The organism is Faucicola sp. SE7633 (genome assembly GCF_059264685.1).
Genome location: NZ_JCADBW010000010.1, coordinates 58,287 through 84,120 on the forward strand (window position 1 = coordinate 58,287; position 25,834 = coordinate 84,120).

The following is a 25,834-nucleotide window of genomic DNA, read 5'->3' on the forward strand; positions in this document are numbered from 1 at the left end:
AAGGGCACTCACGCCCTTTTTTTTATCCTGTTGGGAAAAATCAGCCTTGTTTGTGCGGATTGTCGCGTTCATCGATGATTTGTACCGATTTTGACGGATGGTGGTCATCGCGGTGTGGGTGGCTATCATCGCGCGTGTGCTCATGGATAAAGTGCTTGAGCTTTTTAAGATGACGCTGGATAAAGTTGCCGCGCTTGATTGGGTGGGCACTGCGCATCAAGCCGTCGTCATTGATTTGCACGGCAGGTTTTAGCGCATCGGTCGCGCCATCTAGACGGCTGGGGATAAAGCCATCCACGCCTTGTTGGTCAATGATGGGATGACCTAATTGCGCTTGGTGGTTGGGCGATTCGTGGAAGTTTTGCGCATTCATGTACGCGTCATAGCTGGTGTCAATGCCGTCAATATGCTGCGCTAGGCGGCTTTTTGGGGCATGGGTGCTTTGGTGGTCGTCGCCCATATAGTCAATTAGAGCGTCGTATTCTTCACCCGTTGGCTGGCTGGTTGATGGATGGGCGTGCGTTGGTTCGTTGGGTTTTTGGTGTTTGGGGTTCATGGTTGTGTCCAGATTTTTTTCATCCGTGCCAATATTATGATTAGCACCCATGCCATGATGATGGACAGCCGCGTTTTGTTCTGCGGTGTCTTCTGCCACGCGGTCTTTGTCGGTGTCTTTGATGCGCTGGTCTTTATTAATCACATCGCTGATTTGGCCGCCCGATAGCCCGCTTTTTTCACGCCCATGTACCAATGAGTTGTCATTGATTTTGTGTTTGCCTTCGGGTTTATCGACATCATCGGGGCTGGGTTTTTGCCGTGGCTGCATCGTATCAAAGATATCTGCCAGCGATATCGAAAAATTGCGCTGCAACATGCGCTCATTTTTGGCCATCAGCGCGACCCATTCACGCGATTGCGGCACATATTTTTGCATTTTTTGTAAGTCGCTGCGGTGTGGCAAGGGGTAGGGCAGATTTTGGTAAAAGTCCCACAGCGTGTAATCTTGTAGCGAGCGTTTGAGGATATACTCATCTTTTTCGCTGTTGGTAATCAGATTGTTGTCTTGTAAAAATGTGATATAAGTGTACCAGTTGGGCATTTCGCGCCGCCCAAGTACGTCACGCAAGCCTGCTTCATTGACGGCGTTGCCTTTTTTGTGCTCACGATACAATACATTGAGCATATCCATCAAGCTAAACAACGCGTGGCGTGGGTGCAGCTCATCGGTTTCAAAAATCGTCAAGCTATAGCTAATCTCAACACCCAGCAAAATCACGTTCCAAGAAATATACACCCACAGCAGGAACAACGGCAACGCCGCAAATGCGCCATACACCGCTTCATAGCTGGTAAAATTGCTCACCGCCAAGCCAAAAAACTGCTTGAGCAGCTCAAAGATAATGCCCGTGATAATGCCTGCCACCAGCGCGTGTTTAAACCGCACCTGACAACGCGGAATAAACCAATAAATACCCACAAAACCCAGCGTCATCACCAACACCGACGCGATATGCACCCACACCGCCCAGTCGATGGCATAGCCGCCAAAGCTTTGGTTTAAAAAGCTCAAACTTTGCACCGTGCTTGAGACAATAAAGGCAGTGCCCAACACAAACGGTGCAATCGTCACAATCGCCCAATAACGTAGCAGATTAAACAACGTGGTTTCTTTTTTCTCCACGCGCCAAATCTCATTGAACGCACGCTCAATGGTGAACAGCATCGACAATGTGGTAAACAGCAGCGCCACCGCACCAATCACCGACAAATTTGACGCGTTACTGGTGAATTGTTGGATATAATCCGCGACTTGTGAACCTGCCGAAGGCAACAAATTGCGCGAAATGGCTTCTTGGATTTGCTGTTTGGCGCTTGCCAGTTGTGGAATTAATGACAGCGTCACCAAAACCAGCGTCAAAATTGGCACCAGCGATAGCAGCGTGGTATAGGTCAATGAAGCCGCTTTTTGCGTGCAATTATCATTTAAAAAGTTTTTAATCAAAAATACCACAAACTGCACCCATTTGTGCTGCATGAAGCGGCTATTTTTTATTTTATTGATAAAATTTTCCATAATTGTCAGTCACAGTTGTCGGGCTTTTTGCTTAGGTCATGAACGGCCGGCCAACGGGCAAAAAAAGTCCGCCCAAGCGCGGCGGATAGCGGCGCGTCTATGGTATCATAACTGTATCGGCATTACACCGCTTTATAAGAGCAATGTGGCTAAAATAACTGTAACGTTTTTTTGCGTTAGTGACTTGCTGTTCTGTTACGGGCTAAAAAATCTGCTAAACAAAGCGTGTGCCAACGGCGACACACCGACACCACGCGCAGACAGACGCAGTACGGTGCTGACCTTAAATATGGCATCATTTAGCAAAAAATGCCATCCATTGACACCGCGGACTTAGACCATTTAGCCGCAATTTTTATGAGCGATACGGTAAAATCAAAACAATTTCTCAAAACAACTTTCAGGATACCTACCATGCAAACCGATGTTGCCAACCCACCTGCACCCACCGACCAGCCATATATTTTGGTGCTCTACCACAGTGCCAACGGCTCGACCAAACAACTGGCGTACTACATCGCGCAAGGTGTTGAGGATGCCAACGTGGGCATTCGCGCACGGATTCGTACGGTTGCACCCATCAGCGCCACCTGTGAAGCCGTCGCGCCTGTCATCCCCGATGATGGCGACCTGTACGCCAGTCAAGATGACCTGCGGGACTGTGTCGGGCTGGCATTGGGCAGCCCAACGCATTTTGGCAACATGGCAGCACCGATGAAATACTTTTGGGACAACAGCGTCACGCTGTGGTTGGCAGGTGATTTGCAAAACAAGCCTGCCTGCGTCTTTACCACCAGCGGTTCGATGCATGGCGGGCAAGAAACCACCTTGATAAGCATGATGACACCGCTATGGCACCACGGCATGCTGGTGCTTGGGCTACCGTATAGCGAACCTGCCCTTAACCGCACCCAACAAGGCGGCACACCGTATGGCGCAACCCACGTCAGCGGCGCACAGCACCAAAATCCGCTGACAGCTGATGAAATTACCCTTGCCATTGCCCAAGGCAAACGCTTGGCGGTCACTGCCCGTGCGCTGCTCAACACACCGATTGGTCACGCAACATGGCAAAAATAGCGCAATCAGCCCAACAGCTAGCATTGGCAGCAAGCCGACTACGCGCGCGGCTGCGCGGTGGGTGGTGGTTGTGGTTGGGCTGGCGTTGGCTGGGCGTGCCGATATTGACGGCGTCTTTGCTCCCCACCAAGCCCTCGCTGCTCGGTGGCGTGATTTGGCAAGGGCTATGGCTGCTACCAGCCTTGTTAGTAAGCCCGTGGGTGCTGACGGGCAGACAGCCGTATGCCTTGACGATGATAGCTTTGCTACTGTTGGTGTATTGGGGTGGTAGCGGTATGGTTGTGCTGCAATACGGTTTTGCGCAAGCGTGGACGCTGTTGGCGGTGTGGCTGGTGGATTTTGTGTTGCTTGGCTGTCTTAATTACTGGCTGTTTATGCTGCTCAAAAAATTGCCAAAAATGAACGCTTAAGTTGATTGGGTTGATTTGTTAAGAAACAGGCTAAATACGATAGGGTATTTAGCCTGTTTGTCATAAAACATGCTGCATGATTGCTTAATTTACCTTAACCAATTCCATCTGCATACGCCGCCCGTCATTGGTTTGTACCACCTTGATGGGCAAATAATCCAGTGACGGTGCTAGCCAAAAGCTGGTTTGGCGGTCTTTGTCATCGTGCACGCGGTCAATACGCACCACATCAAACGTGCCTGCTGGTACGCGAATGCGCGTTGGCGCAGACTTGGTAAACGGTACAGCCTCAATTTTATTGCGCCCGACCATGGCGTAATTGCCACGAAAACGGTTGTTTTTCAAATCCTCGCGAATTTGCACCTCAAGGCTTAAATCATCGTAGGCCGCCTGTGTCAAAGGCAGGATTTGGGTTTTACCCTTGTGGGTGCTGGTCACCTGTTTGCCCGTGGGGTTAAAGCGCAGCTCGGTGGTATTGCCCACGCCCAACACCCGATACTGGGTGCTACTGACCACAGGTTGCACCACACCGCCTGTAGTGCCAAAGGTCGCGTTTTGGCGTGCCGATGCCAGCTTGCCAACGTTGGCGCGTACGTTGTAGTTGTACTGGTTGCCGTTTTTGGTCAGTGTGCGTGTCGCCGTGCCGTTGTACTTGTTTTCAATACTAAATTGATACGTCGCGGCAAACGGTGCGACATCCGCTTGTGCCGCACCAACCACGCCCAGACCTACCGCCAACACCGCCGCTTGTTGCCATCGACCGATGGTGAGACGGCCATTTTTTGGCTGACGACGCTGTAATAAGTTGCTCATGGCATTGTCCTCAATCATTTGCGCTAAATTGTAACCAAATATGACAGTTATGATGGACATCACGGGATAAATTTACAAGTCAGCCGCTGATAAAATTACAAATCATTATATTTTCAGCAGATTTGCGACATAATTGGCTGATTTTTACATCAATTAACACAATGCCAAAAAAATTACCATGAACGCTTGAACAAATTTTGTCCCATCCCCATTGTGTGAGGTAATTTGATTGACTGCCGCATAATAACAACCGTGGGCGCAATCAAACCTTTTGCGCCGCGCACCTAAAACCGATGGCGGCGCGTTTTTCACAACAATTTGCTGGAGTTGAACATGAACATTCGTCCTTTACATGACCGTATTGTCGTGCGCCGTAGCGAAGAAGAGCAAAAAACCGCAGGCGGCTTGCTGTTGGCTAACAACGCGCAAGAAAAACCCTCACAAGGCGAAGTGCTTGCCGTGGGTAACGGACAAATCCGCGACAATGGCGACGTGCGCCCACTTGACGTAAAAGTCGGCGATACCGTGCTATTTGGACAGTACGCAGGCTCAACCGTCAAAGTTGATGGCGAAGAGCTGCTTATCATGCGCGAAAGCGACGTATTGGGCGTGGTAACCCGATAATAGCAACCAAATAAATTGGCATTTTGTACAAAAATGCCGTGATAAGCGGTTGAAAAACCTGCCTATAACCAAATTAATAACCTATTAAATAAACACCTTGGAGAATACACATGGCAAAAGATGTCAAATTTAGCAGTGATGCACGCAGCAGAATGATTGAAGGCGTAAACGTCTTGGCAAACGCCGTTAAAGTCACCCTAGGCCCTAAAGGTCGCAATGTGGTGATTGACAAATCATTTGGCGCACCAACCATTACCAAAGACGGTGTAAGCGTCGCTAAAGAAATCGAACTGGAAGACAAGTTTGAAAACATGGGCGCGCAGCTAGTGCGCGAAGTAGCGAGCAAAACCAATGACGTTGCTGGTGACGGTACCACCACAGCAACCGTATTGGCACAAGCGATTTTGCAAGAAGGTCTAAAATCAGTTGCCGCAGGCATGAATCCAATGGATTTAAAACGCGGTATCGACAAAGGCGTACGTGCGGTTGTTGATAAAATCCATGAAATCTCAACCCCTGCCAACGACAGCAAAGCGATTGCCCAAGTAGGGTCAATCTCTGCCAACTCTGACCAAACCATCGGCGATCTAATCGCCCAAGCGATGGAAAAAGTCGGTAAAGAAGGCGTGATCACCGTAGAAGAAGGTTCAGGCTTTGAAGATACCTTAGAAGTCGTCGAAGGTATGCAGTTTGACCGTGGCTATATCAGCCCCTACTTTGCCAACAAACCAGACACCTTGACCGCTGAGCTGGACAGCCCATTGATTTTGTTGGTAGACAAAAAAATCAGCAACATCCGTGAGTTGATTCCACTGCTAGAAAACGTGATGAAACAAAGCCGTCCGCTGCTTATCATCGCCGAAGACGTAGAAAACGAAGCGTTGGCAACATTGGTAGTAAATAACATGCGCGGTGGCTTGAAAGTCTGTGCGGTTAAAGCCCCAGGTTTTGGTGATCGTCGTAAAGCCATGTTGCAAGATATCGCGATTTTGACTGGCGCGACTGTGGTGTCAGAAGAGCTGGGCATGACCCTTGAAACCGTTGATTTGTCAGTCTTGGGCACGGCCAAAAAAGTCACTGTGGGTAAAGAAAACACCGTAATCGTGGATGGGGCAGGCGAAAAATCTACCATCGATGACCGCGTGACCTCTTTGCGCCGTCAAGTGGAAGAATCAACCTCAGACTACGACAAAGAAAAACTGCAAGAGCGTATCGCCAAACTTGCAGGCGGTGTTGCCGTGATCAAAGTCGGTGCAGCCACCGAAACCGAAATGAAAGAGAAAAAAGACCGCGTAGATGACGCGTTACATGCAACCCGTGCAGCCGTTGAAGAGGGCGTGGTTGCAGGCGGTGGCGTGGCGTTGGTACGCGCCTTGTCAGCCTTGGACGCGGTCAAAGGCGACAACGATGACCAAGTTGCAGGTATCAACATCTTGCGCCGTGCGATGGAAGCGCCTTTGCGTCAAATCGTCACCAACGCAGGCGATGAAGCCTCAGTGGTCATCAACCAAGTCAAATCTGGTGAAGGCAACTACGGCTATAACGCAGCCACAGGTGAGTACGGTGACATGCTAGAAATGGGTATTCTTGACCCAGCCAAAGTTACCCGTTCGGCACTAGAACACGCAGCTTCAGTGGCAGGCTTGATGCTAACGACCGAAGCTATGATCACTGACCTACCTGCCAAAGACGACGGCGCTGCTGCCGCTGCCATGGCTGGTATGGGCGGAATGGGTGGCATGGGCGGCATGATGTAAGCCGACGCTAGCTATTGTAGATAGCCCGTTATAACGTGCAAAACCCTGTCAAACGGATGTTTGGCAGGGTTTTTTTATCGATAAAATTTGGTTAGTTTTTATCGTTATCAGAAAAACGATCTAGGTGTTTGACGGCAAAACGCAGCAGTGCCCATAGTTGTTGGTCTTGCTCGCCCAGCGCGTCCCATAGCGCGTCTTCTGACAATACGCTGTACTCGCCCTGTGTCGTCAAATCCAAATCTGCACCTGCATCCACCGCGTCGTTGAGCTGCCTGTATTCGCCATTGGTATAAAACGCTTCCAATTTTTGCATGATGGCGACGCTGTGTTGCCAGTCTTTTTGCGCCTGCTCAAGTTTTGGCTGGCATGCCAGCCATTCACGATACAAGGCTTGCATCTCATCAAGCCGCTGCTGCATGGATTGGGTGCTACTGTCTTTGGCTGCGGTAGATTTTGGCATTAGTGATGCTCCCGTCTAAATACAAATTCCGTCTCACTGGACGCGTCTGGCACAAAATAATAACCGTCGAGGTCAAAGTTTTGCAATTCTTCGGGCTTGCTGAGCGCGTGGCAGGCGGCATAGCGCGCCATCAAGCCGCGCGCGTGTTTGGCATAAAAACTTATGACCTTGTATGTACCGTTTTTGCCATCTTCAAAACGCGGTGTGATGATGGATTGGGGCAAATTTGTGCTTTGTACCGCCTTAAAATATTCATTTGACGCTAAATTTATCAGCACTGCATCGCCGTTTTGTGCCATGCGCTTGGCAAGCGTATCGCCAATTTGGTTGCCCCAAAACTCATACAAGTTATTGCCGCGCGCATTTGCAAGTTTGCTGCCCATCTCAAGCCGATATGGCATGATAAAATCCAACGGCTTGAGCACACCGTATAACCCCGATAAAATCCCCAAATGCCGCTGCAAATATTCAATCGCGTCAAGTGTTAGGCTGTCAGCGTCCAAGCCTTGATACACATCGCCTGCAAACAAGTACAGCGCAGGCTTGGCGCGCTCAAGGTCAAACGGCTGGTTGTCATCCCATACCCAACGTTGGTTGCGCTCGGCATTGACCTCAGCAAGCTTGTGCGAAATGCCCAGTAATGTCATCAGGTTAATGGGGTCAAGCGGTTTGAGCAATGCCATGAGTGTGCAGGCTTGCGGCATCAACGCAGGTTGATGGTCGGGTAGCGGCGCGTTGTGTAAACGCTTGCCGACAGTAGGCGGTAGGGCGCGGTTCTCGGCCAAGTTTTTGGCAGGGGAGAGCAAAAAATACATAAATCAATCCAACGCTGTCTTTAAACGGTCTTGTTAAGCAAAGATTATACAACAGCAGGCGGTCAAAAATTTGGCTAAAATAGCGTCTTAGATAAACGATGCTATCCAACCGATGATGACCTGACCAACCTGCAATGCCAAATCCGAATTTTTCTTTACTCATTGATACCCGTTGGTGTTTGGATGAACTGCTTCAAGATGGGCACATTGACCAACGCGATTATAACTTGGTGCTGACCAGCCAGCGCGTTCAGCAACATCCGCTGCAAATCATCGCAGGCTTTCATTTAACCGATAAAGCAACCGCCAGCCATGCCACTGCCAATCCGCCAACGGTTTTGACCTTAGATTGGCTCAACGATTGGTTAGCGCGCAAGGCAGGCATGGCGTATGTCCGCATTGACCCACTTAAAGTCGATGTACCAGCCGTCACCGCGGTGATGTCGTTTGAGTATGCCAAGTCGCAGCACATTTTGGCAGTGGCGGTTGATGATACCCATGTCACCATCGGCACGGATCAGCCGCTATACCACGATTGGCAAGCCAATATCGCGCAGGTAGTCGCGCCGCGTGCCGTGCGCACGGTGCTGCTAAACCCTGCCCAAATCAACCGCTATCGGCAGGAATTTTACCAAGTGACCAAGGCGATAGCAGGCGCGCACAGTCAGCAACGCCGTGCCGAAGCCGATGTGACCAACGTCGAGGCGCTGCTACAGCTGGGCAATATCGAAAACCCCGATGCCAACGACCAACACATCGTGCGCGTGGTCGATTGGCTGCTGCAATACGCCTTTGACCAACGCGCCAGTGATATCCATCTTGAGCCGCGCCGCGATATAGGCAAGGTGCGCTTTCGTATCGACGGCGTGCTGCATACCGTCTATGAAATGCCCGTGGGTATCATGACGGCGGTGGTGGCGCGGATTAAGATTTTGGGCAGGCTCAATGTCGCCGAAAAGCGTAAGCCGCAAGACGGACGGCTCAAGACGCGCACGCCAAAGGGGCAAGAAACCGAGCTGCGCCTATCGACGCTACCAACAGCGTTTGGTGAAAAACTGGTCATGCGCGTGTTTGACCCCGATGTCTTGGTACGCACATTTGAGCAGCTAGGCTTGACGGGGCGTGATTTACAAAAATGGCAGGAGATGACGCGCACGCCAAACGGCATTATTTTGGTCACAGGGCCGACAGGGTCGGGCAAAACCACGACGCTCTACAGCACGCTCAAGCAGCTTGCCACGCCTGAAGTCAATGTCTGCACCATTGAAGACCCGATTGAGATGGTCGAGCCTGCGTTCAACCAAATGCAGGTGCAAAGCAACATTGATTTGACGTTTGCCGATGGCATCCGCGCGCTGATGCGTCAAGATCCTGACATCATCATGGTCGGTGAGATTCGCGACACCCAGACCGCCGACATGGCGGTACAAGCATCGCTGACAGGGCATTTGGTGCTCTCAACGCTGCATACCAATGACGCGCCGAGTTCATTGACCCGTTTGCATGATCTGGGTGTTGCGCCGTTTTTGACCGCGGCGACGATTTTGGGCGTGATGGCGCAGCGGTTGGTGCGTACCTTGTGCCCGCATTGCAAAACCCAACGGCCGATTAGTGACGGCGAGGTACAAATATGGCACACACTGGTGCACCCATGGAAAGCCGCTGCGCCCAGTCACATCGCCCACGCAACAGGCTGCGAGCATTGCCGCGATACGGGTTATTTGGGGCGTATTGGTTTGTATGAAATTATGGTACTTAACCAAGATACCAAGCGTTTGATTAGTGAGGGTGCTAGTCTTAATGCATTGACGCAAAAGGCGTACCAAGACGGTTTGCAACCGCTACGACTGGCAGGCGCGCGCAAGATCGCCGAAGGCGTGACCAGCTTTGAGGAGGTCGTGCGCGTCGTGCCACTGTAGGGGCTGCTAGGTTTCTACCGCATTTGACCTGAGCTATACCTGCCAACTACAATGTGGCAAGATGGTGTGGCGTTTTTTGCAGCTTGCTGACATCATACCCTTGCTGCTGAGCAATGGTTACGAACTGATGATAAGTGTTTTCATCCATCGTTGGCGTGCGAGATAGCACCCACAGATACTTGTGGTTTGGCGTACCGACCAAGGCGTGTTGGTAGTTGTCATCCAGTGCCAATACCCAATAATCCGCCTTACCAAAGGGTAGCCAGCGTAAGCCTTGTGGCAAAAACGTCACTTTAAGCCGACTGGTGCTGTCGCCATGTTGGGTGGCCTCACCCATACTTTGGATGACCTTACCGTTTTTATCTCGGCATTGGTTGTCCACGTTGATAGCGCCGCTTGGTTTTAGGCGATAAGTGGCGGTGACATCGCTGGCACACTGACGCTGAAAAAACATCGGCAAACGCGCGATTTCATACCATGTGCCTGTGTAGCGGTTCAAATCCACTTGCGCCACCGTTTGCGGCTTGCCTGCCACTGTTTGAGCCGTGGCAGCGTGTGCAACGCCCAAACCCACGGTTATGCCAATAGCGGCAACCATGCCAAATTGAACGAACTTTTGGGAGAAAAAATGCTGATATCGCGTCATGATTATACGAACGTTGCATCCTTGGCAAGCTATTAAGGGCAAGCTATTAAGCAATTTAACGTAACAATAAAAAGCCTTAGGGCAAAGCATTGGCTGGTAAACCGCCGCAGAATAAATTTAATAAATATTATGAAAGAAAGCCCGTCTATAGGCAAGCACAGACATACCTAAGGGCAATTGAATGACAAAATAAGATGGTGCCCAGAGCCGGACTTGAACCGGCACACTCGAAAGAGCGAGGGATTTTAAATCCCTTGTGTCTACCAATTTCACCATCCGGGCGGTGAGAGGCTAGGGTTTAACCCAAAAAAATGGAGGCTGAGGTCGGAATCGAACCGGCGTCCACGGATTTGCAATCCGCTGCATAACCACTCTGCCACCCAGCCATCGTTGTCAAGTCTGCCCAAGTAGTGGGTGCTTGAATTAAGGATTGCTATCATAACAAAAATTTTTAAAAGTGCAAGGATTTTTTGGCATTATCTGTTGTTTGAGGCAAATTTTATCACCAAATGGCTGGGGTATTTAACAGCAAGCGCCGATTTCCTGCGTTTTCATCCGTACAAAAATCGGCTACAATACGGCTGATTTTACGATTTTATCGTCGTTTTATTATCGTCATTTTCACCAACCTGTTGCTAATTGTGAACGCTCAGGGTTTTTAACGCTAAGGAATCGCCATGCCTGCCACCCGTTTAGACGGCAAAGCTTATGCCAAACAGATTGAACTTGCGCTTGCCGAGCGCGTTACGGCACTCAAAGAGCAGACGGGGCGCACGCCGATTTTGGCGACGATTTTGGTCGGTGATGACCCTGCTTCTGCCACCTATGTCAAAATGAAAGGCAATGCTTGTCGGCGCGTGGGTATGGATTCGCTCAAGGTGACCTTGCCTGCTGACACCACCACCGAGCAGCTACTGGCAAAAATCGCTGAGCTCAATACCAATCCCGATGTGCATGGCATTTTGTTGCAACACCCTGTGCCAAGCCAAATCGATGAGCGCGCGTGTTTTGATGCGATTGCGGTTGAAAAAGATGTCGATGGCGTGACTTGTTTGGGCTTTGGCAAGATGGCGATGGGCGAACCTGCCTATGGCGCGTGCACACCGCAGGGCATTATGTATTTGCTGGCGCAATACGGCATTGAACTGGCAGGCAAGCACGCGGTTGTGGTCGGGCGCAGCGCGATTTTGGGCAAACCGATGGCGATGATGTTGCTAAACGCTGATTGCACGGTGACGATTTGCCATTCTAAAACCCAAAATTTGCCAGATATCGTCAAGCAAGCCGATATCATCGTGGGCGCGGTTGGCAAGCCTGAGCTGATTAAAAAAGATTGGATTAAACACGGCGCGGTGGTGGTGGATGCAGGTTTTCACCCGACCGAGAACGGCGGCGTGGGTGATATTGAGCTGCGCGATATGGATGACATCGCCAGCGCGTTTACGCCTGTACCTGGTGGCGTAGGGCCTATGACGATTAACACCTTGATTCGTCAGACCCTAGAAGCGGCAGAAAAAGCAGCCGCAGAAAAAGCAGCGGCAGAACAAGCAGCCGCCAAAAACGCTTAACACAAGCCGTTTGTCCAATTAACGCTTTGCTGCCTACCATGTCTGCCCCTGTTGCGCTACTGACGGCCTTGCACAAGGTTTTGCCGTTAGCCAAGCTACGCGTCACAGATGTGCCTTTATTGGCAACTAATCAGCCGTTTGCGCTGTGGTTGATTGATGACAATTTTTGCCATCAAGACTTGACACCTGCTGTCATTGAGCGCTTGTGGTCACACTGCCCGTATTGGGTGTTTGCGTGGGCATCGGGGCAGGTGTTGGCGCGACATATTTTGACTGCGCCGCAGACAGTGGCAGGCAAGGTGGTGCTGGATTTTGGGGCAGGTTCGGGGATTGTTGGCATCGCTGCCAAACGTGCAGGCGCGCGTCGGGTAATTTGTTGTGACGTTGACCCCATCAGCTTATTGGCGTGTCAAGCCAATGCCGCGCTCAACGGTGAGACCATCACACTGCTGGATGATTTGCACGCGCTGGCAAGTGTGGGGGTGGACAAAGTTGATGTGCTGTGCATGGCGGATGTGCTCTATGACGCTGCCAACGTGGCTTGGCTTGATACCGCATTGGACGTTGCCGATACGGTTTGGTTGGCGGATAGTCGGCTTAAAAACCTTGCCCATCCGCGTTATCAGCGCGTGGCAACGGTTGAGCAGACCACGACACTGCCCGATATGGACGAGGCGCGTCAGTTTAACCGCGTGACACTGTACCAAGCGCACAAGCCTGCTGCAAACCCCTGAAAATTAAATCACGATAGGAATCACCCATGTCAATCAAATCCGACCGCTGGATTCGGCGTATGGCGACTGAACACGGCATGATCGAACCGTTTGAAGCCGAGCAGGTGCGTTACAACGCCGCTGGGCAAAAATTGGTCAGCTATGGCACGTCAAGTTATGGCTATGACGTACGCTGTGCGCGTGAATTTAAGGTATTTACCAACGTGCATTCGGCGATTGTCGATCCCAAAAACTTTGATGAACGCAGCTTTATTGATATCGTTGGCGATGAGTGCATCATTCCGCCCAATTCGTTTGCCTTGGCGCGTACGGTAGAGTATTTTCGCATTCCGCGCGACGTGCTGACGATTTGTTTGGGCAAATCCACCTATGCGCGTTGTGGGATTATCGTCAATGTCACACCGCTTGAGCCTGAGTGGGAAGGGCATGTCACACTAGAATTTAGCAACACGACCAATCTACCTGCGCGAATTTATGCTGGCGAAGGTGTGGCTCAGATGTTATTTTTGCAAAGTGATGCCGATGACGTGTGCCAAACCTCCTACAAAGACCGTGGCGGCAAGTACCAAGGACAAACGGGCGTGACCTTGCCAAAGACCTAGCGCAAATTTTTAACCATAGCTTGGCTTTGTCAAGCAAAGTCAAGCAAACAAAACCGTATCGTTTTAAGATACGGTTTTTTTAATTTTATTTAAAAATATTTGGCAAATCAAGCGATTTGACCAAACTTGCCCTGACGAAAATCCGCCATGGCTTGCTGAATCTCGGCCGCGCTGTTCATAACGAACGGACCATAGCCGACGATAGGTTCATTGAGCGGTTCACCGCTCATCAAAACCAGCTCCACACCTTGTGCTCCTGCCGTCAGCCGAATGCGGTCAAACGTCTGCACGGCGTCATCTGTTGTCGGTGTTTCAGGCGAGAAGGTTACCAACTGGTGCGCCGCTGCCTGCTGTGTACTATCGGCATTGAGCATCACCGCACCAGCACGCACCAATAGCAACAAATTGTGCGTGCTTGGAATCATCAGCTCAACACTGGCATGGGCGTGTACGCTGACATCCCACAGATTGATGGGTGAAAACGTCTTGGCGAGCCCTGCCGTGGGTGTGTGCGCCTGCGCGTCGGCATGGTACGCGCCTGCCATCACGCGCACACGGCCAACCGTCGCGCCTGTCGCGTCGTGCAATGTCACCACAGGAATATCTGCCTTAGCAAGGTGCTGATAACGGGCAGGCACAGCTTTATCTTTGGCAGGCAAATTCACCCACAGCTGCACCATGCTAAAATCGCCACCGCGCTGGCTGAACTCAGGCGAATGAAACTCCTCATGAATCACGCCATTGCCTGCTGTCATCCATTGTACATCGCCTTCACGAATCGTCCCACCACCGCCGCTAGAATCGCGATGCGCCACTTCACCGTGATAAGCGATGGTCACGGTTTCAAAGCCTTTATGTGGATGTTGTCCCACGCCACGCGGACGCGCTGTGTTGGGCGCAAAATGTTGTGGCGCGGCGTAATCCAACATCAAAAACGGGTCGGTACGCTTGTCGCCCACCATGTGGTTAAACATCGGATTGACGTGAAAGCCATCACCCACCCAATGCGGCGATGGCGCGGCGTGGATTTGTGCCACCGCGCGGTAGGTGACGGTGTTTTGCTGGTTGGGGTGGGTCATGGCATTGTCTCCTGTTGTCGTCAGGATTATATGATGACGGTTGGGTTAATTTTAAAGATATATTTTAATGATAAGTCGTATTGTGAACTTGTTTTAATCAAGTACTGGGCTGATACGAATGCCAGCCACGGCGATACGCGTGGCCAAATGCGAATAAAACCGAATGTGAATAAAAAAAGTCGTATGGACTCTGGTTATTCCAATGGCCTTTGTATAACCCACGGTTTTTTTTGGCGCGGATATTAAGATGTTAAGCCAAAGGTTACAACCCACTCTCCAACGCCGTCCAACGCTCCAATTTGTCGAGCAACAAATCATCAATCTGCGCCAAACGCTCTGACGCTTGTGTCGCGCCTGCCAAGTCACGGCTAAACCAACTGCCATCTGCCAGTTTGGCTTGCAAGTCGGCTTGCTCGGCTTCAAGCGCGGCGATTTCGGCAGGCAGGCTGTCAAGCTCGCGCTGTTCTTTGTAGCTGAGTTTTTTCTTGCCTGTGGGCGATTGGCTGTTGTTTGCTGCTGCTGGGTTAGGGGTGGGCTTGGCGGTTTTTTCGCTGGGCTTGGCGGCGGTCTTGGCGGTTTCGGCGTCAATCCGCGCTTTTTGCTGCAAATAGTCTTGGTAGCCGCCGACGTATTCATTGACTACACCGCGTCCTTGTGCGTCTTTGCCAAACACCCACGTTGAGGTAACCACATTGTCCATAAATGCGCGATCATGGCTAATCAGCAAAATTGTGCCATTAAAATTCGCCACCGCTTCTTCTAGCAGCTCAAGCGTTGCCATGTCCAAATCGTTGGTCGGCTCGTCCAACACCAACACGTTGGCAGGCTTAAGCAGTTGTTTTGCCAGCAGCACGCGGTTGCGCTCACCGCCCGATAACGCTTTGACAGGCGTGCGCGCACGCTCAGGCGCAAACAAAAAATCCTGCAAATAGCCGATGATGTGCTTTTTTTTGCCGCCCACTTCGACATAGTCCGAACCTTCGGCAACGTTTTGTACGACACTGGCCTCAAGGTCAAGCTGGTCACGCAGTTGGTCAAAAAACGCGATTTGTAAATTCGTACCCAGTTTGACGCTGCCTGTTTTTTCGATATCAGGTTGCGGCAAGCCCAAAATCGCGTGAATCAGCGTCGATTTGCCAACGCCATTTTGCCCGATAATCCCGATGCGGTCACCGCGTAAAATAGTCGTGTTAAAGTCATGCACCAGTGTGGTGTCGCCATAGCGCAAGGTTAAGTGCTTGACGTTGCACACCAACCGCCCACTGGCTTCAACATCGTGCATGGTCAGATTGACCTGCCCAACTTGTTCACGCCGTGCCTTGCGTTGCTCACGCAATGCCTTCAGTGCGCGCACGCGTCCTTCGTTGCGTGTGCGCCGTGCCTTGATGCCCTGCCGAATCCAGACCTCTTCTTCAGCAAGTTTTTTGTCAAAATTGGCACGCGCCTTGTCTTCGGCCTGCAGCTCTTGTTCTTTAAGCGTTTGGTAACGCGCATAGCCTTGTTGGTTGTGTGATAAACCAGCCTGCTTGATGTCATAGCTGCGCAAAATGCCACGGTCTAGCTCAACAATGCGTGTGGCGACTTTGTCGATAAAGCTGCGGTCATGCGAAATAAACACCAACGTCAAACCCTGCGCGCTGAGCAAAAACTGCTCAAGCCACTCGATGCTGTCTACATCCAAATGGTTGGTCGGCTCATCGAGTAGCAAAATATCGGGCTTTGCCATCAGTGCTTGCGCCAGTAACACACGGCGTTTGCGTCCGCCCGACAACGCGCTGATATCCGCCTCACCGTCAAGCTGCATGGTGGACAGCAAGGCTTGCACCTCACGCGGCAACGCCCAACCGTCGGTATCGTCCAGTCGTTGTTGTAGCGTCGCCATCTGTGTACACGCTGCCATATCACCTGTTGCGCATGCAGTGCTGAGCCGTTCGTACTCTTTCAACCAGTCACCAACTTCACCTGCGCCTGCCAGCACGATATCGGCGACCTTGCCGCCTGTTTCGGGGATATCCTGCGCCAGTTTTGCCACGTGCAAGCCTTGCGCCATCTGGCATTCGCCACGATCGGGCTTTAGCTGCCCTGCAATGACGTTAAGCAGCGTTGATTTGCCCTCGCCATTGCGCCCAATCAAACACACGCGTTCGCCTGCCTCAAGGTTAAAATCCACCCCGTCCAGCACAGGTGCGACCCCAAACGCCAAATGCACGTCGCGCAAATGCAATAATGCCATGTTTTTGTCTCATCATTGATCAATCATTAACGCGCCATTGTAACAAAAAAGGCAAGAAAAAAGCAGGCAAGCACGGGCTAAAAAAACCGACAAAACAACATCAACGCTGAGCAAATCGGCTACAATACCGATTTTTATCGTTACGAAGTCTTGATCAAGCCATGAAACCAAACACCGCCAATGCAAACGCCGACCGAGCCATGCCCACCGATTTACTGGCAAGTATGCAGCAAGCCATCATTGACCTGCAAAGCCAAATTGCGTTTTTAGAGGATACGGTTGAGGCACTGAACCTGCGCGTTGCTGAGCAAAGCCGCGAGCTTGCCGACCAGCACCGCCAACTGCAACTGCTTTACCAAAAAATCGACAGCCAAACCACGGCCAATACCATCGCACCGTTTGATTTGTTGGCAGATAAGCCACCGCATTACTGATGGTTTAAAATCTGTACGATTAAAATCCAGTCAAAGCACGCCATAAAAAAGCCCAACATGATTTGTCGGGCTTTTGACCATGCACAATTTTATTCATCAGTCATTTAATTGACGGTTGGGCAAAATATCTTTGACCGCGTCGCGCAGATCACGCAATGCCTTGACGCTTGATTCCCAATCTAGGCAGCCATCGGTGATGGACTTGCCGTATTCAAGTTTGGACAAGTCGGCGGTCAAATTCTGCCGACCGCCTTTGAGGTGGCTTTCAACCATCATCCCGATGATCGAGCGGTTGCCGTGTTGGATTTGCTCAGCGATATTTTGAATGACCATCGGCTGCAAGTACGGGTCTTTGTTGGAGTTGGCGTGGCTTGAATCAATCATGATTTTGCCTGACACGTTGCCTTTTGCCAGCTCATTTTCGGCTTGTGCCACTGCTGATGCGTCATAGTTTGGCTTGCCGTTGCCACCGCGTAGCACCACATGGGCGTAAGGGTTGCCTTTAGATTGGATGATCGACACCTGTCCATCAGCCGATAAGCCCAAAAAGCTATGCCCCGATTTGACCGCCTGCATGGCATTGACCGCAACCGTCATGCTGCCGTCTGTGCCGTTTTTAAAACCAACGGGCGATGACAGCCCCGAGGACATTTCACGGTGCGTCTGGCTCTCGGTGGTGCGCGCGCCAATCGCCGACCAGCTGATTAAATCTTGGATATATTGCGGTGTGTTAGGATCAAGCGCTTCGGTGGCGCATGGCAAGCCTTTTTCATTCAGATCAAGCAGCAATTTGCGTGCGGTGTACAAGCCTTTGTTGATATCAAAGCTATCGTTCATGTCGGGGTCGTTGATTAACCCTTTCCAACCAACGGTGGTACGCGGTTTTTCAAAGTACACGCGCATAACGATAAAAATCGTATCTTTGAGTTCCTCTGCCAGTATGGCAAGCTTGTCAGCGTATTCATGCGCGGCTTGGATATCGTGAATTGAACATGGACCAATCACCATTAACAAGCGTTTGTCTTGTCCGTCCAAAATGCGCTTGATGGTCTCACGCCCTGTTTTGACGGTTTCAAGCGCGGCAGGGGACATCGGTAGCTGGGTTTTGAGTTCAGCAGGGGTCACTAACGGCAAAATTGCGGCTAAGTTCACGTTATCTACATCGGCGATATCAGTGGTAGCAAAGGTTGTCATGGCTCTCACGGCTGTTATTGTTTCAGTTAAACTGCCAATTTGACTTGTTCCTCTCCCAAGCGGGTGAGGATTTCTTGTATAAGACGGTCAAGCCCGACCGCAAACCTTAGACAATGGCAATCGCCCGTACATCCAAGGCTTTTATTGTATGGGTTTAAGTTGGTTTTAACGTTAGGGCTGGCCTGTTTAGTGCACAGCAGACACCAACCAACCTAAGTGTGTGTTTGGGATGACATACCCGTTAAATTAGAGCGTGCTTGTCACTTATGTTAATTTAACGGTTTTTTGGTCACACAAGCAGGCGACGCCATGAGTATAGCAAAACCTCACCCATCTAACAATTGGCTTAAACCTGCGCTTAAAATCGTGGGTTTAAGCCAACGAATGATAAACCAAAATACGCGCGCTGTCACCTGAGCTGCCGCGCCAAAACACCAAAAGTCGGCAAAATTTTGATGAAATTTGGTTGGTTGGGTGATAACCTTTTTTTGGCATACTGGTGGGTGGTGGTGTGCGTCAAGCAACAAATTGCCGACAATCCGCGCTTGTCAAAACGGACAAAATTCGTTACCGTGAGGTATAGTGTCACTATAAATTTAATCAATCAAACAAAGTTAGTCCATCAAACCGCCCGTATCGCCCTTAGCCTAATCACCATGACCGCTCAAACCACCGCCGAACCTGCCGCTAGCCAAATTATCACCGCCCAATATCGCCCGTTGGTGATTGGCATTGTGGCAGGCGAGGTCTCAGGTGACGCACTGGGGGCGGATTTTATGCGTCAGATGAATAACTTGCGTGATGATATCGTGTGGGTGGGCGTGGGCGGTAGCCAAATGCAGGCGGCAGGCTTGCAATCAGTCATTGAGATGTCGCGACTGGCGGTGATGGGCTTGAGTGAGGTGGTTAAGCATTTACCCGATTTGCTCAACGCCAAAGCACAGATTTTGCGCGCGTTTGCCGACCCAAAACCCGATATATTCATTGGTATTGACGCACCTGATTTTAATTTACGCCTTGCCAAAGCGCTCAAGCCCAAAGGCGTGTATTGTGTGCAATACGTTAGTCCATCGATTTGGGCATGGCGTGAGGGGCGTATTGAGTCCATTGAGCAAGCCACGCATTTGGTGTTGTGCCTGTTTCCGTTTGAGTTGCCCGTGTATGCCAAACATGGGCACCCTGCGGTGTGTGTCGGACATCCGCTGCTCAAAACGCTTGACCCTGCGCTGACCGCCACGCCGCTACTGGATCAACGCTTGGCACTGATTTGGGCACACGACGACTTACGCGAATTTTTTGCCGATACGCCCGATATCAGCGCGCTGATTGCGCTGTTACCAGGGTCACGCAGTGGTGAAATTCGTGCGTTGCTGCCGACATTGTTTGCCAGTGTGCGCCGTTTGCTGATTATTGACAAGCGGTTGTGCTTTATCATCCCTGCCACCTGCGCTGAGCATCAACAGCTGCTAACAGCCGAATTGGCGCAGCAGCCTAAAGAGGTACGCGCGCGCGTGGTGGTGACGCATAAACCAGCACAGGCAGATTTTGGCCAACGCGTGATGGCAATCGCGGATTTGGTGCTGTTGGCGTCTGGGACGGCAACGTTTGAGGCGATGCTGCTTATGCGCCCGATGGTGGTGGTATATCGGCTCAAGGCATTGAGTTTTTGGCTGGCAAAAAAACTGGTAAAAATTCCGTATGTTGCCTTGCCTAATATTTTGGCAGGTAAGCAAATCGTGCCTGAATTGCTACAAAACGATGCCACTGCTGATAGCATCAGTCGCACGGTGTACAAAAATCTGTCCGCACCTGCTTATCAAGACCAACAACGTGCCCTTGCCAAAACTTGCGCCCACCTGCGCGCACAAAGCAACACCAACCCTGCCAATGCGGTGGTAGAAGGCTGGCTGGCATGGCTAAGTGGCAGTAAATAAAAAGTGATGATAAGTAAAAATCGCATAAGCCAAAGACCTATGCGACGCATTATTTTAAAATTTTTTAAATAATATTTAAAAAATTAAGCAGTTAGTCATGACGTGTCAATGCGCGCCAGCCGATATCACGGCGGTATTGCATCCCGTCAAAGCCAATCGCCGCGCAAGTTGCCAATGCCTTGGTCTGTGCGTCTGCCAAATCCTCACCCAATGCCGTCACACACAGCACGCGCCCACCATTGGTGACGATGGTTTGCTGCGCCAATGCCGTTTTGTCCATGTTTGCGCTGTCAAGGTCACGCTTGTCAAAGCGCGTGCCTGCATGAAATACTTTAACCCCGTTGTGATCTGCGCTTAGATCAGGTAAACCTGTGATGGCATCGCCTGTTTTTGCCGATTCTGGATAGCCTTGCGCCGCCAGCACAATGCCAAGGGCAGGGCGGTTATCCCATTCGGTTTGGCTGGGCAAATTACCTGTCACACCTGCTTGCATCAGCTCAACCAATGACGCTTGCAAACGCAGCATAATAGGCTGGGTTTCAGGGTCGCCAAAACGGCAGTTAAACTCAATCACAAATGGGTCGCCGTTGTCATCAATCATCAGCCCTGCATACAAAAAGCCCGTGTAGGGTGTGCCGTTGTCCTGCATTGCCTTGACGACAGGCTGAATAATCCGCGTCATGACCTTGTCATGCACCGCAGGCGTGACGACAGGTGCAGGCGAATACGCGCCCATACCGCCCGTGTTCGCGCCTGTATCGCCTTCACCAATGCGTTTGTGGTCTTGACTGGTTGCCATCGGCAAGATATTTTGCCCATCAATCATGCAAATAAAGCTGGCTTCCTCACCTGCCAAAAACTGCTCAATCACCACGCGGCTGCCTGCATCGCCAAACTTATTGCCTGCCAGCATATCCTCAATAGCGGCCACCGCCTCAGCTTCGGTCTGCGCGACGATCACGCCTTTGCCTGCTGCCAAGCCATCGGCTTTGATGACGATCGGCGCACCTTCGGCTTTGACATACGCCACCGCCGCATTGACATCGTTAAACGCTTGGTAACGCGCCGTCGGGATGTTGTGCTGCTGCATAAACTGTTTGGCAAATGCTTTAGATCCCTCAAGCTGCGCACAATATGCCGTTGGCCCCCACACCGCAATATCGGCCGCGCGTAAATCATCCACTATACCTGCAACCAATGGCGCTTCAGGGCCGACCACCACCAACGCAATATTATGGCTGCGGCAAAATTCAATCACGGCGGCATGGTCTTTGACATCCACATCGACGTTTTGCAATTTAGGCTCAAGGGCAGTGCCTGCATTACCATTTGCCACAAACACCGCCCTCACGCGCGTGTCCTTGGCGCATTGCCACGCCAACGCGTGCTCGCGTCCGCCGTTGCCGATAACCAAAATATTCATATGATTTCCTTGTCAATCACTGTGCAAAGAGTGGGAGAAAAACGCGCAAACACGCTACCAAAAAACGCACAAATCCGCGCAAAGTTTGACTTTCCGCCCTCCCAAAAGGGGATGCCTTCTGCAAAACGGTTAGACCTGCCGCAAGAATATTACCAGCGGTATGGATGTAGTTTGAGAGTTTTCATAGGGTCATTTTAACAAGTTTTGTAGTCAAATACACCACGCCAGACAAAATTCGTCTGTGGTCTTGGTTGCCGTGTTGCCGCAATCGTGCGCCTAAAGTCGCAGGTTTACGGCAGCGAATGCTAAAACCTACCCAAAAACCTACCAACCGCTGTTGGGTGTGCTAAGCCGCCAATGACCAACCCACCAAGATACGCTACAATACCATCTAAAGCATCCAAAATGAACAGGCTAACAAGGTAGAACAGCGTTGTGACAGCACATTATCTCATCGGTGTGGATGAAGTGGGGCGCGGCCCGTTATTGGGCGATGTCGTCGCGGCGGCAGTGATTTTGCCCGATGCTATCCTACACGCGCGAACCGACACGCAAGCGCAGAGCAGGGCGGTGACGCTTTGGCACATTGATGACGTTGCCATCATACCCAATCACGCGCTAAGCCGTTTGACCGACTCCAAAAAGCTCAGTGAAAAAACCCGTGCCACCCTCGCACCCATCATCCGCCAAACTGCCCACCAATTTGCCATTGCCAAAGTACCACCGCACGTGATTGATGACATCAACATCTTACAAGCCACCTTGCTTGCCATGCAGCAAGCGATTGGCGAGGTGATACAAAATAGCTTAGCCACACAGCCTGACGCGCGTTTTACCGCAGTCATTGACGGCAACCGCGTGCCTGACTTGACTATTTTGCCCTTAGGCGATCAACAGCTACAAGCCCGTGCGCTGGTCAAAGGCGATAGCCGTCACGCTGCCATCAGCGCGGCCAGCGTATTGGCAAAAGTTGATCGCGACCAAGATATGTTGGCATTGGCGGCGCGCTACCCTGCTTATCATATCGACCAACACAAAGGCTATCCCACCGCCTTGCATTTGCAAGCATTGGCCGCACATGGTGTATTGCCCGAACATCGACGCTCATTTGCGCCCGTCAAACGCCTGTTAGCCGATTTAGAACGATAGATTAAAACCAACCATTGGGCATAAAAAAACCGCCCAACGTTTGACGCTTGGCGGTGTTTAAATCGGTGCTGGGTTATCTTTGGCTGCCGCTGGCCTGCGCCTCAAATGCTTTTAACGGCTTAAACACCACCGCTCTTTGACTTGGCAACTCTGCCCGCGCTTGCAAACGCCACGCATCTTGTGGGTCGCGGATGATGATATAGTATTTGCCTTGCGCGTCATCCAACGTCACCTTGCCGTGATAAGCACCATCAGCGGCTTTGGTCATCACAAAATCACGGTCTTTTTGGATTTGCGTGGCGTGTGAGATTTGCACCTTGAGCGTTTGCGGCGGCACAAATGTGCTGCCCGTGGGTGTATTAAGAACAAAGTGCGCGTCGGGCGTGTGCAATGTCAATTGCCCCGACAGCGCCAAATCATACGCCAGTTTATCCTTAGACACATCGGCATACAGTGTTTTGCCATCCATATACCAGTCGTCACGCACCACCGAATCCTGCTCGCGCACCGAATACACCACCAATGCCACGCACAACGCCACCATCAACAGCGGCAAAGCAATGACAAATACCCACACCATATAGTTTTTATACCACAACTTTGAGATGGGCTTGGTACGCGCCTTTGACATAGATGCTAGAGCAGGTTTTGGCATAATACTCACTTTTTTAACCTAAAAATTTTAACCTAACCATCAACTACTTATCAGTGGTAAACACATTTTGGTGAGTCGCTTTATATTTACCGCCATCATCCACGCTCACTGCCTCAAGCACAATGGGCGTGTTGCCTTGTGCGACCACTTTTGGATCACCCAGCACGCTGATTGGAAAATCATAGCTTTCGCTTGGATCAAGCGGAATGGTCTTAAAGCGGCTGTCCAATTGCAAGCCATCTTGTGGCAACAAACGAATCGCATACTCATGCGGACTTTGGGTTTTATTGGTGATTTTAACAATATACGTATTTTCCACCAAACCTTGAGCGTTCACCGATGACAGCTGGTTGCGGTCACGGCGAATATCAAGCTGCAGCGGCACGCGACTGCCCAAACCATACAGCACACCACCAATCAACAGCGTCAAAAGGGTCAAATACGCAAACAAACGCGGGCGCAATACACGGCTTTTTTCTTCCTCAACCAACTGACGCTCAGTGCTGTAGCGAATCAGCCCACGCGGCTTGCCGACCTTATCCATGATTTCATTACACGCATCCACACACGCCGCGCACTGAATACACTCAACCTGCAAACCATCACGGATATCAATTCCCGTCGGGCACACCTGCACACACATCGTACAATTCACACAATCACCAAGATTTGGGTTATCTTGTCCTTTTTTTTGCGCGCCACGCGGCTCACCGCGCTTATAATCATACGACACAATCAGCGTATCTTTATCAAACATCACACTTTGAAAGCGGCCATACGGACAAATATGCGTACACATATGCTCACGCATATAACCTGCATTGACAAACGTCGCAAACGTAAAAATCCCCACCGATACCCACGTCAAAGCCGTCCACGCAGGCAGTGGAATACCCCCCACCGACTGCCAGCTATGATACAAATAATCCGTACCCACCGCATAACTGGTGAACGTCAGCGCCGTCACCAACGCCAGCAACGCCCAAATCACATACACCACACCGCGCTTAAACACCTTTTGCGCCGTCCACGGTGCCTTATCCAGCTTAAACTGCTTATTGCGCTCACCAATCACCAACTTCTCAGTAAACTGGTACATATGCGTCCAAATCGTCTGCGGACACGCATAACCGCACCACACACGCCCTGCATACACCGTCACAAAAAACAGCAAAAACGCCGCAATAATAAAGAAAAACGCAAAAAAGAACATATCTTGCGGCAAAAACGTCAGCCCAAAAATCATAATACGCTGACCAGTAAAATCAAACCAAATCGCCTGATGACCATCATAGCGCAACCACGGCAGCACCAAAAACAGCACCAGCAGCGCATACATGCTGACCAAACGGATTTTTTGATAAAACCCATACACAAATCGCGGATGCACCCGTTTTTTCGTTGCATCAATCTCATGCACAGGAATATAATTGACTGGCTCTGACATAGCTCGCCTCACAAAATGCGCGCTAAACTTTCAACAAGTCAAAATCTTGGCTAGAAAAAAGTCTGGCTTTCACGCTTGACAAAAATAACAGCCACTAAAATAGCAACCATATACCACATAAAAAAACAAAAAACCTACCCCTACATTATAGCACCCGACCAACAAATCAACCCTTACAAACTGTAACCCACCCAAAAAAACCCAAATTTTTAAAAAAAACCCTTGACGCCTATAAAAAAGCGCGTATAATACGCACACACCGAACGGCGGCAGCCAACAAAGCTTGTAGAAACAAGCACTTAGTGGCAGTGGGCTGGAGCGGTAAAAAAAGATTAAAAAAGCTATTGACAGCATCAAAAAACATGTTAAAATAGCGCCTCTTTCGACAGACGATGTCAAAGAGCTACTCAATAACAACGAAACACAAGAACAACTTGTGTGGATTTTCACCCAGACACGAAGAGAAATGAAATAAAAAGCATTTCCACTGTACAGAATGCTAAGTCTACTAGGACTTAGCGACGAACTGAGTGAAAAAAACTTAAAGTTGATTCATTTAAGCGAACAGTGGGAGTGAGCAAAGATTAAACTGAAGAGTTTGATCATGGCTCAGATTGAACGCTGGCGGCAGGCTTAACACATGCAAGTCGAACGATAGAACCTAGCTTGCTAGGGGAAATAGTGGCGAACGGGTGAGTAACATTTAGGAAACTGCCTTATAGAGGGGGATAGCTCGGGGAAACTCGAATTAATACCGCATACGTCCTACGGGAGAAAGGAGGCG

Annotated in this window: 22 protein-coding genes, 2 tRNA genes and 1 rRNA gene; 12 read left to right on the forward strand and 13 right to left on the reverse strand. The window is 50.6% G+C overall.

Annotated features, from left to right (window positions below; genetic code table 11):
- Positions 1-40: 40 nt before the first annotated feature.
- Positions 41-2,035 (reverse strand): YihY family inner membrane protein, encoded by a 1,995-nt coding sequence (locus AC5L4R_RS05595; protein WP_494473070.1) that lies wholly within the window; start codon positions 2,033-2,035, stop codon positions 41-43.
- Positions 2,036-2,488: 453 nt separating this feature from the next.
- Between AC5L4R_RS05595 and wrbA the strand changes: the two genes are divergently transcribed.
- Together wrbA and AC5L4R_RS05605 are read left to right on the forward strand one after the other, a co-directional pair.
- Positions 2,489-3,154: an NAD(P)H:quinone oxidoreductase gene (gene wrbA / locus AC5L4R_RS05600; protein WP_494473071.1), complete on the forward strand. Its 666-nt coding sequence runs from the start codon at positions 2,489-2,491 to the stop codon at positions 3,152-3,154.
- On the forward strand, positions 3,142-3,564 hold the full coding sequence (locus AC5L4R_RS05605) for a hypothetical protein (RefSeq protein WP_494473072.1): 423 nt from the start codon (positions 3,142-3,144) through the stop codon (positions 3,562-3,564). The genes wrbA and AC5L4R_RS05605 overlap by 13 nt, the downstream gene beginning before the upstream one ends.
- Before the next feature lie 84 nt (positions 3,565-3,648).
- Here the strand turns inward: AC5L4R_RS05605 and AC5L4R_RS05610 are convergent, their stop codons facing one another.
- Positions 3,649-4,377, reverse strand: coding sequence for a DUF3108 domain-containing protein (locus AC5L4R_RS05610; RefSeq protein WP_494473073.1), 729 nt, complete (start codon positions 4,375-4,377; stop codon positions 3,649-3,651).
- 333 nt (positions 4,378-4,710) lie between these two features.
- On the opposite strand from AC5L4R_RS05610, the gene groES reads away from it, so the two are divergent.
- Positions 4,711-5,001 (forward strand): co-chaperone GroES, encoded by a 291-nt coding sequence (gene groES / locus AC5L4R_RS05615; RefSeq protein WP_494473074.1) that lies wholly within the window; start codon positions 4,711-4,713, stop codon positions 4,999-5,001.
- A gap of 110 nt (positions 5,002-5,111) precedes the next feature.
- Positions 5,112-6,758: a chaperonin GroEL gene (gene groL, locus AC5L4R_RS05620; protein WP_494473075.1), complete on the forward strand. Its 1,647-nt coding sequence runs from the start codon at positions 5,112-5,114 to the stop codon at positions 6,756-6,758.
- A 91-nt stretch (positions 6,759-6,849) separates the two neighbouring features.
- On the opposite strand, the gene AC5L4R_RS05625 is transcribed toward groL, so the two are convergent.
- Both AC5L4R_RS05625 and yaaA read right to left on the reverse strand, forming a co-directional pair.
- A complete protein-coding gene (locus AC5L4R_RS05625) occupies positions 6,850-7,218 on the reverse strand; it encodes a DUF4298 domain-containing protein (RefSeq protein WP_494473076.1) in 369 nt (122 codons plus the stop codon).
- Positions 7,218-8,033 (reverse strand): peroxide stress protein YaaA, encoded by an 816-nt coding sequence (gene yaaA, locus AC5L4R_RS05630; protein WP_494473077.1) that lies wholly within the window; start codon positions 8,031-8,033, stop codon positions 7,218-7,220. The genes AC5L4R_RS05625 and yaaA overlap by 1 nt, the downstream gene beginning before the upstream one ends.
- 134 nt (positions 8,034-8,167) lie before the next feature.
- Between yaaA and tfpB the strand changes: the two genes are divergently transcribed.
- Positions 8,168-9,952, forward strand: a complete 1,785-nt coding sequence (gene tfpB / locus AC5L4R_RS05635) for a type IV pilus assembly ATPase TfpB (RefSeq protein ID WP_494473078.1) — start codon at positions 8,168-8,170, stop codon at positions 9,950-9,952.
- A gap of 46 nt (positions 9,953-9,998) precedes the next feature.
- Here the strand turns inward: tfpB and AC5L4R_RS05640 are convergent, their stop codons facing one another.
- The 3 genes from AC5L4R_RS05640 to AC5L4R_RS05650 all read right to left on the reverse strand — a co-directional run bounded on the left by AC5L4R_RS05640 (position 9,999) and on the right by AC5L4R_RS05650 (position 10,984).
- A complete protein-coding gene (locus AC5L4R_RS05640; protein WP_494473079.1) occupies positions 9,999-10,550 on the reverse strand; it encodes a lipocalin family protein in 552 nt (183 codons plus the stop codon).
- Positions 10,551-10,793: 243 nt separating this feature from the next.
- Positions 10,794-10,880, reverse strand: a tRNA-Leu gene (locus AC5L4R_RS05645).
- 30 nt (positions 10,881-10,910) lie between these two features.
- Positions 10,911-10,984: transfer RNA gene (locus tag AC5L4R_RS05650), tRNA-Cys, on the reverse strand.
- 291 nt (positions 10,985-11,275) lie between these two features.
- Here AC5L4R_RS05650 and folD point away from each other — a divergent pair.
- The 3 genes from folD to dcd are packed head-to-tail and all read left to right on the forward strand — an operon-like array spanning position 11,276 to position 13,502.
- Entirely contained in the window at positions 11,276-12,166 is an 891-nt protein-coding gene (folD, locus tag AC5L4R_RS05655) for a bifunctional methylenetetrahydrofolate dehydrogenase/methenyltetrahydrofolate cyclohydrolase FolD (protein WP_494473080.1), read from the forward strand.
- Positions 12,167-12,204: 38 nt separating this feature from the next.
- A complete protein-coding gene (locus AC5L4R_RS05660; RefSeq protein ID WP_494473081.1) occupies positions 12,205-12,900 on the forward strand; it encodes a class I SAM-dependent methyltransferase in 696 nt (231 codons plus the stop codon).
- A gap of 26 nt (positions 12,901-12,926) precedes the next feature.
- The gene (dcd, locus tag AC5L4R_RS05665) at positions 12,927-13,502 is read left to right on the forward strand and encodes a dCTP deaminase (RefSeq protein ID WP_494473082.1); all 576 of its coding nucleotides are present in this window, start codon (positions 12,927-12,929) and stop codon (positions 13,500-13,502) included.
- A 107-nt stretch (positions 13,503-13,609) separates the two neighbouring features.
- Here dcd and AC5L4R_RS05670 read toward each other — a convergent pair whose 3' ends face one another.
- Positions 13,610-14,581: a pirin family protein gene (locus AC5L4R_RS05670; RefSeq protein ID WP_494473083.1), complete on the reverse strand. Its 972-nt coding sequence runs from the start codon at positions 14,579-14,581 to the stop codon at positions 13,610-13,612.
- Positions 14,582-14,843: 262 nt separating this feature from the next.
- On the reverse strand, positions 14,844-16,814 hold the full coding sequence (locus AC5L4R_RS05675) for an ATP-binding cassette domain-containing protein (RefSeq protein WP_494473084.1): 1,971 nt from the start codon (positions 16,812-16,814) through the stop codon (positions 14,844-14,846).
- A 200-nt stretch (positions 16,815-17,014) separates the two neighbouring features.
- Here AC5L4R_RS05675 and AC5L4R_RS05680 point away from each other — a divergent pair, with 200 nt between their 5' ends.
- A complete protein-coding gene (locus tag AC5L4R_RS05680; RefSeq protein WP_494473096.1) occupies positions 17,015-17,248 on the forward strand; it encodes a SlyX family protein in 234 nt (77 codons plus the stop codon).
- A gap of 96 nt (positions 17,249-17,344) precedes the next feature.
- Here AC5L4R_RS05680 and AC5L4R_RS05685 read toward each other — a convergent pair whose 3' ends face one another.
- A complete protein-coding gene (locus tag AC5L4R_RS05685) occupies positions 17,345-18,442 on the reverse strand; it encodes a 3-deoxy-7-phosphoheptulonate synthase (RefSeq protein ID WP_494473085.1) in 1,098 nt (365 codons plus the stop codon).
- 656 nt (positions 18,443-19,098) lie between these two features.
- Between AC5L4R_RS05685 and lpxB the strand changes: the two genes are divergently transcribed.
- Entirely contained in the window at positions 19,099-20,376 is a 1,278-nt protein-coding gene (gene lpxB, locus AC5L4R_RS05690) for a lipid-A-disaccharide synthase (protein WP_494473086.1), read from the forward strand.
- A gap of 91 nt (positions 20,377-20,467) precedes the next feature.
- Here the strand turns inward: lpxB and purD are convergent, their stop codons facing one another.
- Entirely contained in the window at positions 20,468-21,799 is a 1,332-nt protein-coding gene (purD, locus tag AC5L4R_RS05695; RefSeq protein WP_494473087.1) for a phosphoribosylamine--glycine ligase, read from the reverse strand.
- A gap of 435 nt (positions 21,800-22,234) precedes the next feature.
- Here purD and rnhB point away from each other — a divergent pair, with 435 nt between their 5' ends.
- A complete protein-coding gene (gene rnhB, locus AC5L4R_RS05700) occupies positions 22,235-22,948 on the forward strand; it encodes a ribonuclease HII (RefSeq protein WP_494473088.1) in 714 nt (237 codons plus the stop codon).
- Between the two features lie 73 nt (positions 22,949-23,021).
- Here rnhB and AC5L4R_RS05705 read toward each other — a convergent pair whose 3' ends face one another.
- Together AC5L4R_RS05705 and ccoG are read right to left on the reverse strand one after the other, a co-directional pair.
- Positions 23,022-23,603, reverse strand: a complete 582-nt coding sequence (locus AC5L4R_RS05705; protein WP_494473089.1) for a FixH family protein — start codon at positions 23,601-23,603, stop codon at positions 23,022-23,024.
- A 43-nt stretch (positions 23,604-23,646) separates the two neighbouring features.
- Positions 23,647-25,050, reverse strand: a complete 1,404-nt coding sequence (gene ccoG / locus AC5L4R_RS05710; RefSeq protein ID WP_494473090.1) for a cytochrome c oxidase accessory protein CcoG — start codon at positions 25,048-25,050, stop codon at positions 23,647-23,649.
- A gap of 586 nt (positions 25,051-25,636) precedes the next feature.
- On the opposite strand from ccoG, the gene AC5L4R_RS05715 reads away from it, so the two are divergent.
- Positions 25,637-25,834 (forward strand): 16S ribosomal RNA (locus AC5L4R_RS05715); the annotation flags it as partial.